The following is an 11913-nucleotide window of genomic DNA, read 5'->3' on the forward strand; positions in this document are numbered from 1 at the left end:
CCGGTTATTTATACAGACGATCTCATGGACCAATCCGTAACAGCAGAAAAAATAGCCAATCGCTCCATTGATGCGACTAAAATTAAACATGGTAGTATTGAAACAGATTTAATTAAAGATTATGCGATTGAGAAAACTAAATTAGCGAATCATTCCGTGATCTCCAATAAAATTGCCCCTGGAGCAATCGTTGATGAGCATATCGCCAACCAGTCATTATCGGGTGAAAAATTACAGGATCGGTCAATCTCAGGTAACAAACTGATGAACAATAGCATCACTTCGGAAAAATTGGCAGATAAGACGATTGATTCCATTAAAATTGCGGAAGGTTCGATTCAATCTCGCCACATTCACGATCAAGCCATTACAACTGAATTAATACAGGATCAAGCCATTACTTCAGAAAAAATCAAGAACGGTTCGATTCAAGCAAACAACTTGGCAAATTATGTGGTGAACTCTGTTAAATTGTCTGATGGGGCAGTGACTACTGCCAAAATACGTGATGGGGCAGTCACACCTGAGAAATTGAATGATGAAATCATTGGCCCACAACATGTACAGTTGAAAGCAATCCACAACAAACACATAGGGGACGGCGCCATCCTAAGTGAAAACATTGCGTTTGAGCAGATATACGGAAGGCATATCACTGATTTTGCCATTGAAACGAGCCATCTAAGTAATGAATCAGTGACATCCGACAAAATATCTCAAAATGCAATCACTGCACAACACATCCAAGACCAATCGATAACTTCATCTAAAATTGTAAAAGAGTCAATCAGTGATACCCATCTTCAGCCGTTTTCCATTCAAACCCGCCACCTCCATGACTCTTTGATAACCAATAAAAAGATCGGCGACAATCAGGTAACGGAAGCAAAAATCGCAGATGGGGCAATTTCTGCTGCGAAGCTGGCAGAGCGCAGTGTTTATCCTCAGCATATTGTCTTTGAATCCATTCAGACTGAGCACATCAATGAACAATCGATTACAGCGGATAAAATTTCAAAACGCGCCATTGATTCACCACACTTGAAAGACAGAATCATAGATCGTCAGCACATTAATGATTTAGCCATTCAGACGAATCATGTAGCAGACCATTCCATCACGGCTTCCAAGCTAGCTGCAGAATCAGTTTCCACAGACAAATTGACGGGATCATCCGTTACAAGTTCCAAACTATCTGATTATGCGGTTACAACAGCAAAAATTGCACACGACACGGTAAAGGATTACCATATCTCGAACGGCTCGATAACCAAAGACAAACTTGCAGACCTTTCCGTTCACAGTCAACACGTTGCACCTCAATCGATTCAATCCCTGCATTTACAAGATAAAATCATAAAAGTGGAGCACATTGATAAAGGTGCTATTAGTGCTGATAAAATTCAAGAAGAGAGTGTGAGTGGAGAGCATCTCCAAACAAAGAGCGTGTATCAGCACCATATCAATATTGGGGCTGTCCAATCAGAGCACATCCATAATAAATCAATCAAAGAGCAACATATCGATTCTTCTGTCATCGAAACACATCATCTCAAGGATCAATCAATTATTGGCAGCAAGATCAGTGAAGCATCCATCGACACGTATCATCTCGGTGAAGGAGTCATTACGAGTGAGAAAATTGGTGAGGACGAAATTGGCGAGATTCACATTATGCCAAATTCAATTTACACTCGTCATTTGGTGAACGAATCAGTTACCTATGAGAAAATAGGGAAACAGCAGATAACTGAATACCATATAGCAGACCTTGCAATTACCAGTGACAAGGTGTGTGATCGAAGCATCAAAACGCAACATCTGGCTGAAGATGCGATCACGAGTGATAAAATTAAAGATAACAGCATCAAGACCTATCATGTTGCTGACCATACAATTACTAGCGACAAATTAAAAAGTGGCATAATCAATACCGAACATATTGTTAATCATGCAATTACTAGTGATAAGCTGAAAGCGGGAAGCATCCTTCCACACCATCTTGCGGACCAGTCGATTTCTAGCGAAAAATTACCCGAAGGAACGATAATGACACAACACCTTGCTGATCAAGCTGTCACCACTAGCAAAATTAGTGCAGGAAACATCGTATCTGACCACATTGCGGATCAGGCGATTACCAGTGATAAAATCAAAAACGGAAATATCAAAACCAATCATATCGGCGAGCAAGCGATAACCAGCGACCTAATCAAAGACAACAGTGTAAAGACACAGCACATAGCCGATCAGTCGATTTCCAGTGACCAACTGAAAAACAGCAGCATCAAAACCCAGCACATTACTGATCAAGCAATTACCAGTGACAAAGTAAAAATTGGTGGCATTCAAACACAACATCTTGCTGACCTGGCTGTGACCAGTGCAAAAGTAAATGATCGGAGCATCAAAACCTATCATATTGCCGATCAGGCTATTACCAGCGATAAAGTGAATGATGCAAGTATTAAATCTCATCATCTCGCTTCCGCAAGTATTACTACAGACCATTTGCAAGATCAAGCAGTGACCGAGTCGAAACTGGCATTTACCCCCATTCAAACGATTACGGGTGAAACGAAGACAGTCCAACAATGCGGGATTGCAAGCTATACATTCAATAAGAAACAAACAACAGATGACATAACCATTCGGTTGCAAGAACGTTATGCCTCTGAAGAATATGTGCTTGTCGCCATGACAAATCAGTCAAATTGCTTCGCAAGCATTAAGCAATTGTATCGTACTCATGCAGTAGTGCAGATTACTCGTATGGAGGCTAGGTCAGCAGTACAAGGTGTTCTACATTGGATTGCAATGGGCGAAAAGGCTTCGAGCGATCAGTTGGATATCATTGACACCGATCAATCGGAACTTCAGGAACAAACCGAATTAGAAGCAGTTACGGATTGTGTCGCAGAAGTTGAAACAGAAATTGATGCTGATGCTGAAGTTCAGGAAGAAGTTAAAGCAGAAGGTAAGACAGAAGTAAAGAATGAAGTCAAAGAAGATTTTATGGCAGAGGTTGAAGAAACAGTTGAAGAAGTAGTTGATGCAGTATGTGAATCAGAAGCGGTAGTTGCCGAATGGAAGGCTGAAACGAACAGTAAGGTTGAAACTGAGATTAAAATTAGAGATGAATTTGATACTAAAGCTGAAACTGAGGCAAAAGCTGATATAGAAGTGGAAATTGAAGCCGTGACTGACGTTGAGGATGAATATTTCAAACAGGATGAAGCGATCTGCGAGGCGGAAGTGGAAGAAGAAGAGGATTATGATGATGAGCTTAAGCCCGCGATAGAAATTGAACAGGAGAAAGAAGAAGAACTACAAAATAAATTAACATAAGAATTCAATCAACCGTCATTTCTGAGAAGATAACCATCCGAACAGGAATGACGGTTTTGAATTTTATTGTTTCAATCAAGAAGATTTTATTCACAATTTCAGGCATCGCTATACCAAATGAAAGCAAGGTATGTTAGGCTAATGGTGTAAAAAATGAAATGGGTAAACCATAGAATACATAACATGTATTATGTTAACTAATTAGAGGGGGTTCTTTTTTACCATGAAGCTTGCAAAACGAGTCTCAGTTCTAGCTCCGTCTCCTACTCTTGTCATTACAGCGAAAGCAAATGAACTGAAACGTCAGGGTGTAGATGTAGTAGGTCTCGGTGCTGGAGAACCTGACTTTAATACTCCTGCACACATCATAGAAGCGGCAGAAAAAGCAATGCGAGAAGGGAAAACCAAATATACAGCAACTGCTGGTATCCCTGAGCTAATCAAGGCTATTCAGGAAAAGTTCGAGAAAGATAACAACCTCACTTTTGGTCCAAAGCAAATCATTGTGACCAACGGGGGCAAGCATGCCTTGTTCAATCTGTTTATGTCACTACTCGAACCAGGTGACGAAGTAATTGTTCCTATCCCTTATTGGGTAAGCTATCCTGAAATGGTTAAGGTAGCAGATGGGGTTCCTGTGTTTATTGAAGGTCCTGAGTCTAATGAGTTCAAAGTAACGGCTGACCAGGTGAAGGCTGCAATCACACCACGTACGAGAGCACTTATTATCAATTCACCAAGTAACCCGACAGGCAGTATCTATTCCAAAAAAGAACTGGAAGAGATCGCAGATGTTTGTCTCACTCACAAAGTTTTGATGGTTTCTGACGAGATCTATGAGAAATTGGTATACGATGGTCAGGAGCACATCAGTGTGGCGAATCTTAGTCAGGAAGCTTTTGAGAATACAATTATCATCAACGGGATGTCGAAGCCGTATTCCATGACTGGGTGGCGGATGGGCTATGCTGCTGGTAATCAACAGTTAATTCAAGCAATGGTTGACTTGTCTAGCCACTCGACGTCCAATCCAACCTCGTTTGCCCAATATGGAGCACTTGCAGCGTTGACCGGGCCACAGGAGCCACTCGAAACCATGAAGGTGGAATTCGTGAAACGTCGTGACCGTGTAGTAGAGTTGCTTAATCAAATTGAAGGAATATCTTGCTTGAAGCCTCAAGGTGCTTTCTATGTGTTCCCGAATGTTTCCGAGGCAATGAAAAAAGCTGGGTATGATTCTGTTGACAAGTGGAGTGAAGCGCTGCTTGAAAAAGAAAAAGTGGCACTCATTCCAGGAAGCGGATTTGGATCGCCAGACAACGTTCGCATCTCCTATGCTGCTTCTATGGAGCAACTGGAAAAAGGCATCGAGCGAATCAAACGTTTCGTCGAAGGACAATAAGCTGAGCAAAAATACAAAGACCTGCCTGATCACTTCGGCAGGTTTTCTTGTATGGGGCCCCGCCCGACGTTAGCGATAGCTTGTGTCGGGTGGGTAATCTTGTATTCATTCCGTCACAATAGTATAATTGTAAAGGCTATCTGTAATGGTAATGGAGGGAAAAATCGAATGCTAACAACCATTGCCCAAGTAGGGCAGCATGTGGGACAAGAAGTGAAAATTGGCTGCTGGCTGTATAACAAACGCAGCAGTGGTAAAATCCAGTTCCTCCAACTGCGTGACGGTTCCGGTTTCATTCAAGGGGTTGTCGTAAAAGCGGAAGTAAGCGAGGAAGTATGGGAAAATGCAACGAAGCTGACACAAGAAAGTTCGATGTACATAACAGGTATTGTGCGTGCCGAAGAACGTGCACCAAGCGGATATGAATTGACGGTTACTGGCGTTGAGATCATTCAAATTGCGGAAGATTACCCAATTTCCCTTAAGGAGCATGGTGTTGACTTCCTGATGGACAATCGCCACCTGTGGTTGCGTACTCCTCGTCAACGTTCGGTAATGGCTATTCGTTCGGAAATTATTCGAGCTGTTTACGAATTTTTCCAACAAAACGGATTTTACAAAGTTGACCCGCCAATCCTGACTCCTACTTCTGCGGAAGGTACGACGAACCTGTTCCATACGAAGTACTTTGATGAAGATGCTTACCTTTCTCAAAGCGGACAGCTTTACATGGAAGCGGCAGCAATGGCATTAGGGCGGGTATACTCGTTCGGTCCAACATTCCGTGCGGAGAAATCCAAGACACGCCGCCACCTGATTGAATTCTGGATGATCGAACCAGAGATGGCATTTGTCGATCATGAGGAAAATCTCCGTATTCAAGAGAACTTTGTCTCTCATGTAGTGCAGTCCGTACTGAAGAACTGCCAGAAAGAATTGAAAACATTGGAGAGAGATGTTACCAAACTCGAAAATGTTACAGGAACATTCCCACGAATCAGTTATGATGATGCGATTAAACTGTTGCAGGAAAAAGGCAGTGAAATCAAGTGGGGTGACGACTTTGGTGCTCCAGATGAGACGATGATCGCTGAACATTTTGACAAGCCGGTGTTTATCACTCATTATCCGACTGAAATCAAAGCATTTTATATGAAGCCACATCCAGAAAGACCAGAAGTTGTGCTGTGTGCTGACCTGATCGCTCCAGAAGGATATGGAGAGATTATCGGAGGTAGCCAACGTATTGACGATCCGGCTCTACTCGAAGCGCGTTTCAAGGAGCATGAACTGTCTGAAGAAGCGTACAAATGGTATTTGGACCTTCGTAAATACGGTACGGTTCCACACTCCGGTTTCGGTCTTGGACTGGAGCGTACGGTAGCTTGGATTTGCGGACTTGATCATGTTCGTGAAACCATTCCATTCCCACGTCTCCTTTATAGACTCTATCCATAAGACTTACTTGCATAAATGGGAAAGGACACTCCGTTACCCGCGAGCGGAGTGTCATATTTTTTTCTTACTCTGGCACATGGATGCTTGTTATAATTAGTATGAGGTGAATGACATCATGGATAAACATATACTGCAAATTCTTCAAGAGGGTGCGACATCTGTTTCAAATTTGTTATTAAAAAAATATAAACGGATGGCGATATCCGATGAAGAGATGATGCTTATTATCCATCTATTGTCATTCCAACAGGATGGGAATCTCTTTCCTACGCTGGCAGAGCTTGAGGATCGGGTAGCCATGCCCAGTTTACGATTAATCCAAATGCTGCAAAAGCTAATGAAAGAAGAATATATAGCGATTGACGAAATGATTGACGAACAAACAGGCATGCGTTCGGAGAGATATAATCTGGAACCGCTGTACCGTCGGTTGTATCAGTGCCTGAGAGAAGAGCAGCAAGCCGTGACAGAGTCATACAGCAATTCATTGGCCGAAGTAGCTGCTACTCACTATCAACCCAATAATCTGTATTCTCATTTTGAACAGACGTTTGGACGACCACTGTCTCCTTTTGAAATTGAGACACTGCAAATTTGGCTCGAGCAGGACAAGTATTCGTCTGAGTTAGTGTTGACGGCCCTGCGAGAGGCTGCTTCTGTTGGAAAGCTTTACATTCGATACATTGACCGGATTCTCTTAGAATGGCAAAGACAACAAATCAACAGTGTGGAAGAAGCGAGAAATTACAGTATGCGCTTTCGTCGCACATCAGCAGTAGCCCAAAAGCAACCGTTGTAAACACAAAGTTTCCAACGGTTTTTTTGTGTTTAGGAAACCATTAACCCATAGTTATTCGCCTACATATGCTATTGTAGAAGGAGGAAGGACTATGGAAGATCGTAAAAAACACAGCCTGTCTCATCGGTTAGCGCCCGACGTTTTTTGCGGAGAAATTCGGGAAGCCGTTGGACAGTACAATTATGTCAAACGAGTAGAAAAAGCCGTGTCACATGGCAAACTGGAAGATTTCATGGAAGTAGTAAAAAATTATACGGAAGAAGTGCGAACACTGCGGAATGAATTACTTATTCGAGATCAAGAAATCCAGCGTCTCCGTGATTCGATACAGGAGATTATTTCCAACAATTCCAAGGAAAGAGCACATTTGTATCAAGTGGTACTTTCACTCAAAAAAGAGTGGGAAGCAATTAAATAAGATTCAAACCCGTTTGAAAAACACCCTTTCAGGCGGGTTTATTTTTTTACAGAGGGATTATTTTGCCGGATATACGGTATTTAACCATATCCCCGTGGGGTTGTTCCACATATGAATAGCACATTGATCATCTGATGAGGGAGAGTGCAATGGGCCATTATCCCGAGACAATCTGACTGCCCAGGATTGTGTCGTTATTCTAGTAAATCATTCGAATGTACCCTATGAAGATATTTTAGCCCACAGCTCTCTTATTTTTGACACAAGAAATAGTTTGCCGCAAGCCAACCATGTGACTAGGCTGTAATTGCCTACGCCAAGTAGGAAAAAAGCCGAATCGTTATCTTCGTCTATTTCTACGAGAAGGAAGTACCTTCTCTTTTTTTATCACATAGGATATAGCGGATAAGCGAGGAGGGAACGTATGAAAATTGCTATAATCAGCCCAGGGCCCTTTACGGTGCCACCAGTAAAGGGAAGTTCAGTTGAGCATGACATTGATGAAGTTAGCAAAGAGCTCGCACGGAACCATCATGTTATCATCTACTCGCGAAAAAGCAATGCCTTCCCGCATTCTCAGCAGAAAGGAAATATCCACTATATACGAGTTAAGTATAAGGGAGCAGATGATTACATTCGTCGAATTGCAGATGACCTCACCAATCAAAATCCAGATGTGATCCTGATTGAAAATCGCCCCCTTTATGTCCCCACCGTACGGAAGAAAATGCCCAAGACACCGATCATATTGAATATGCACTCCCATGTGTTTGCCTCTTCCTACCACATCTCCCCCCATAAAATGCAAAAAGTAACAAAACAGATTGATGCAATGATTACGAATAGCGAGTTTCTTCGCAAATATTACATCGACGAACACATGATAAACGAATCCAAAGTGCATGCCGTTCACCTAGGTGTTCAACTGGAGCCGTATGCAAGAGCTGCATTCTCGCCTGAAGTCGGAGAAATTCGAAACAAATTTCGTATCACCCATGATGAACGAGTGTTGTTTTTTGCTGGGCGAATTATGAAAGAAAAAGGAATTCATTTGTTAATTAAAGGATTTCGCACCATTGCAATGAACGATCCACGAGCTCGCCTGGTAATTGTTGGCGGGACCGGTTATGGAAGTAATCGTAAAAATGCGTATGTACGCTATCTTCATCAACTAGCAAAGCCAGTAAAAAACAGGGTAACCTTTGTCAATTTTGTCCCTTCAAAAAAAATGCCGATATACTATCAGTTGGCTGATGTCGTTGCTACGCCTTCTGTCTGGAAAGAAGCATTTTGCCGGGTGAATCTGGAAGCGATGGCTGCTGGTAAACCCGTTATTTCTTCCACTCAAGGTGGAATTTCTGAGGTCATCATCAATGAAGAAACAGGCATTCTAATTCCCGTGAACAAATGGGTAGATGACTTGCCGGAGTGGTGGAGACTCATGTGGAGCAGAAAATACATTCAACAGGAAATGAGCAGAAGGGCATACCTTCGTGCAAGGCAACTAAATTGGGGAGCTACAGCGGAAGGATATTTGAGGGTTTTTTACTCTTGCCTTACGTGAAAAAACAAAAAATCTAGCACTACTTAGGTAGAAGTCCACTCCACTTGTACATCGAAGCATACCTTGTAACTATGTCAGATGTTACGGGAGTGATTACATTGAAAGGGTTAATTTTATGTGCAGGTCGTGGCACAAGACTCTATCCCTTATCATACTCGCAACCCAAAACCCTACTCCCAGTCGCTAACAAACCAGTTCTTCACTACTGCATTGAAAAACTTATTAGTCTTGGTATAACCGATATTGGAATTGTTGTTAATCCTTCACAAATACAAATTCGCGAGTATGTGGGAGATGGAAGCAGGTTTCAGGCATCAATTACATTGATAGAGCAAAGCAAACCGCTCGGAATCGCACATGCAGTCCAATTAGCTGAATCGTTTGTAGATAGCGATTCTTTTATCGTCTTATTAGGAGACAATCTGTTGATGGACTCTCTGCAAAAAATCTACCAGACATTCCAAGATTCGAACGCATCTTGTGCTGTTATGCTTCGGGAGGTAGATCGTCCGCAAGATTACGGGATCGCTGAAATTGAGAATGGAAGCATTGTATCGATTACTGAGAAACCTCAGGTTCCCAAGAGCAACCTTGCCGTAATTGGTGCGTATCTTTTTACCCCGGTTATATTTCAAGCAATTCATCAGTTGAAGCCTTCTTCTCGCGGAGAATACGAAATTACTGATGCCATCCGCACGCTACTGGAACAGGGTAAGGAAATCGCTTATACTACGACAAATCAAAATTACTCTGACGTAGGTACAATGGAACGATGGTTGTCAGCGAATCGTTGGATGCTGGATCGGCAATTTGAAAACTATGGTATGGGAGTCGATACCATTGTAGAGAATTGTCAGATCAATCCACCCGTGATAATCGGGAGTAACTGCACGTTGCGGAACAGCAAAATTGGTCCCTATGTTTCGATTCAGGACGGTGCAACTGTTACGAATTGTAAAGAAATTACGAACAGCATCTTGCTGGAAGATACCTCACTGACAGGAATTGACTGGGTAATCAAAGATAGCGTATTTGGTCGCTCATCACAGATAATCGGTACACCATCGAATGAATCAGGTGTTCTTATCGTTAGCGACAAATCGTATATCTCCATACCAATTCGCAAAGGGGACCCGGCCAATGAGTGTTGAATTCACTGTTGTCATTCCAACCTACAACCGAGCAAATTTTGTACAACGGGCTATACGAAGTGTAATCAGACAAACGTACTCGAATTGGAAAATCCTCATTATCGATGATGCCTCCACAGATAAAACGGAGAAAGTCGTCCAAAAGTATTTGTACCATCCGAATGTTTTTTATCATCGTCTGCTCAAAAATGTAGGGATATCCAAAGTACTAAATGAAGCGATGAACCTGGTTACAACGAATTATATGGTTCAGCTTGATTCGGACGACTGGTTGCCACGTAAAGCACTGCAGCGCCTTGCCAATGGAATTATCAGAAACAAGGAAAAAGCAGCGCTATACTACGGAAATATTGCAACTTGGAAGTATCATAATGGGCAATTCAGCTTTAAGTCGAAGGTCGTACACAGGCAATTTAAGAGCAAATATTCCTTCTTGCGATTTACCGGAGTCATCATGGCTCCACGTTGTTATAAAGTAAGTGCGCTCAAATCAGTGGGAGGATGGGATACTTCTGATAAGTTCGGTGGCAGATACATGGAAGACAGACGAATCATCCTTCGCCTGATTGAACGGTACAAATTGAAATGGATCAACAAAACAATGTACAACCGAACAAAACATGAAAAACAACTGACGAATCCCAAGCATATAGAAAAGCGCAATCACTTGCGTAAACGAACTATCAGATTTTATTTAAAACGTTGGGGAAACAAGTACAAACCAATATTCGGCTTCCGTAATAAATATGTAGTTGTTAAACGACTCGTGAAGCGCAAGAAGAAATGACAGGGGGGAGAGAAATGAGGAAAGTCTTGGTCACAGGTTGTGCAGGATTTATTGGATCGCACCTGACAGAGCATCTCCTTGGAGAGGGTAATACAGTCATCGGCATTGACGGCTTCCTGACAAATTACGATGTTACGATCAAACATCGCAATCTTTCTTCATTTATTAACCACCCCCGTTTCTCCTTTTATTCTTCTTTGTTACAAGATAATCAATGGGATCAATGGTTAGACGGAGTTGAAATTGTTTTTCATCAAGCTGCTTTGCCAGGCGTACGATCAAGCTGGGGCAAAGCATTTTCCACATATATCGATCATAATGTCGCTGTTACACAGCAGTTACTAGAAGCATGCAGACGAGTAGAGTCAATTCAATCGATCGTCATTGCTTCTTCTTCGTCTGTCTACGGAACCATGAAACCGGGCTTCACCAACGAGGAGGCACCGCTTCATCCGCTGTCCCCATACGGTGTGACAAAGCTGGCGATGGAATCACTCTGTCAAGTATATTCAGAGGCATTCCATTTACCAATTGTGCTGTTGCGTTACTTTACGGTCTATGGTCCAAGACAGCGACCCGATATGTCATTTCATCGTTTTATCCGACAGATTGCTAACAATGAGGCGCTTCCCATCTATGGAGACGGAAAACAGACGAGAGATTTTACCTTTATCAGCGATGCAGTCATGGCGAATTGGTTGGCTGCAAAAAATGGGAAACCGGGTGAAGTGTACAATATTGGGGGAAATCGGGAAGTTTCTTTGCTTGAAGTGGTTGATTGCCTAGGCGAGTTGATGGGACGAAAACCAGTTCTTCAATTTCTTCCTGAGCAAATGGGTGATTCCAGACACACTCGTGCGGATATCTCCAAAGCACAACAACAGCTTGGGTACCAACCGAAAGTCTCTCTTGAGACTGGATTGCAAAAAGAAGTAAAAGATCTTGCTACACTGTATGGATTAAAAAAATTCCAATGATTTTCTCGC

At 42.4% G+C, this 11913-nt stretch carries 9 protein-coding genes; all 9 read left to right on the top strand.

Annotated features, from left to right (window positions below):
* Positions 1–3348, top strand: a 3348-nt coding sequence (locus ACPW7N_RS23175; RefSeq protein ID WP_425653828.1) for a WIAG-tail domain, incomplete at its 5' end; no start/stop codon positions are given.
* Positions 3349–3571: 223 nt separating this feature from the next.
* The gene (locus tag ACPW7N_RS23180) at positions 3572–4750 is read left to right on the top strand and encodes a pyridoxal phosphate-dependent aminotransferase (RefSeq protein WP_425653829.1); all 1179 of its coding nucleotides are present in this window, start codon (positions 3572–3574) and stop codon (positions 4748–4750) included.
* Between the two features lie 168 nt (positions 4751–4918).
* Positions 4919–6208 (top strand): asparagine--tRNA ligase, encoded by a 1290-nt coding sequence (asnS, locus tag ACPW7N_RS23185; RefSeq protein WP_425653830.1) that lies wholly within the window; start codon positions 4919–4921, stop codon positions 6206–6208.
* 115 nt (positions 6209–6323) lie between these two features.
* Positions 6324–7007: a DnaD domain-containing protein gene (locus ACPW7N_RS23190; RefSeq protein WP_425653831.1), complete on the top strand. Its 684-nt coding sequence runs from the start codon at positions 6324–6326 to the stop codon at positions 7005–7007.
* Between the two features lie 91 nt (positions 7008–7098).
* Positions 7099–7425 carry a hypothetical protein gene (locus tag ACPW7N_RS23195; RefSeq protein WP_425653832.1) on the top strand — a complete coding sequence of 109 codons (327 nt, stop codon included), beginning with the start codon at positions 7099–7101 and terminating at the stop codon, positions 7423–7425.
* Positions 7426–7849: 424 nt separating this feature from the next.
* The gene (locus tag ACPW7N_RS23200) at positions 7850–8989 is read left to right on the top strand and encodes a glycosyltransferase family 4 protein (protein ID WP_425653833.1); all 1140 of its coding nucleotides are present in this window, start codon (positions 7850–7852) and stop codon (positions 8987–8989) included.
* A gap of 98 nt (positions 8990–9087) precedes the next feature.
* Positions 9088–10140 (top strand): glucose-1-phosphate thymidylyltransferase, encoded by a 1053-nt coding sequence (locus ACPW7N_RS23205; protein WP_425653834.1) that lies wholly within the window; start codon positions 9088–9090, stop codon positions 10138–10140.
* A complete protein-coding gene (locus tag ACPW7N_RS23210; RefSeq protein ID WP_425653835.1) occupies positions 10130–10927 on the top strand; it encodes a glycosyltransferase family 2 protein in 798 nt (265 codons plus the stop codon). Before ACPW7N_RS23205 ends, ACPW7N_RS23210 begins: the two co-directional genes overlap by 11 nt.
* 14 nt (positions 10928–10941) lie before the next feature.
* The gene (locus ACPW7N_RS23215) at positions 10942–11904 is read left to right on the top strand and encodes an NAD-dependent epimerase/dehydratase family protein (protein ID WP_425653837.1); all 963 of its coding nucleotides are present in this window, start codon (positions 10942–10944) and stop codon (positions 11902–11904) included.
* Positions 11905–11913 lie beyond the last annotated feature (9 nt).

Origin of the sequence: Brevibacillus nigriterrae (assembly GCF_049846925.1) — a bacterium.
GTDB lineage: Bacteria > Bacillota > Bacilli > Brevibacillales > Brevibacillaceae > Brevibacillus_H.

Coding starts and splice junctions, on each gene's coding strand:
- ACPW7N_RS23180 (WP_425653829.1), top strand. CDS start 3,572: ATGAAGCTTGCAAAACGAGTCTCAGTTCTAGCTCCGTCTCCTACTCTT.
- asnS (WP_425653830.1), top strand. CDS start 4,919: ATGCTAACAACCATTGCCCAAGTAGGGCAGCATGTGGGACAAGAAGTG.
- ACPW7N_RS23190 (WP_425653831.1), top strand. CDS start 6,324: ATGGATAAACATATACTGCAAATTCTTCAAGAGGGTGCGACATCTGTT.
- ACPW7N_RS23195 (WP_425653832.1), top strand. CDS start 7,099: ATGGAAGATCGTAAAAAACACAGCCTGTCTCATCGGTTAGCGCCCGAC.
- ACPW7N_RS23200 (WP_425653833.1), top strand. CDS start 7,850: ATGAAAATTGCTATAATCAGCCCAGGGCCCTTTACGGTGCCACCAGTA.
- ACPW7N_RS23210 (WP_425653835.1), top strand. CDS start 10,130: ATGAGTGTTGAATTCACTGTTGTCATTCCAACCTACAACCGAGCAAAT.
- ACPW7N_RS23215 (WP_425653837.1), top strand. CDS start 10,942: ATGAGGAAAGTCTTGGTCACAGGTTGTGCAGGATTTATTGGATCGCAC.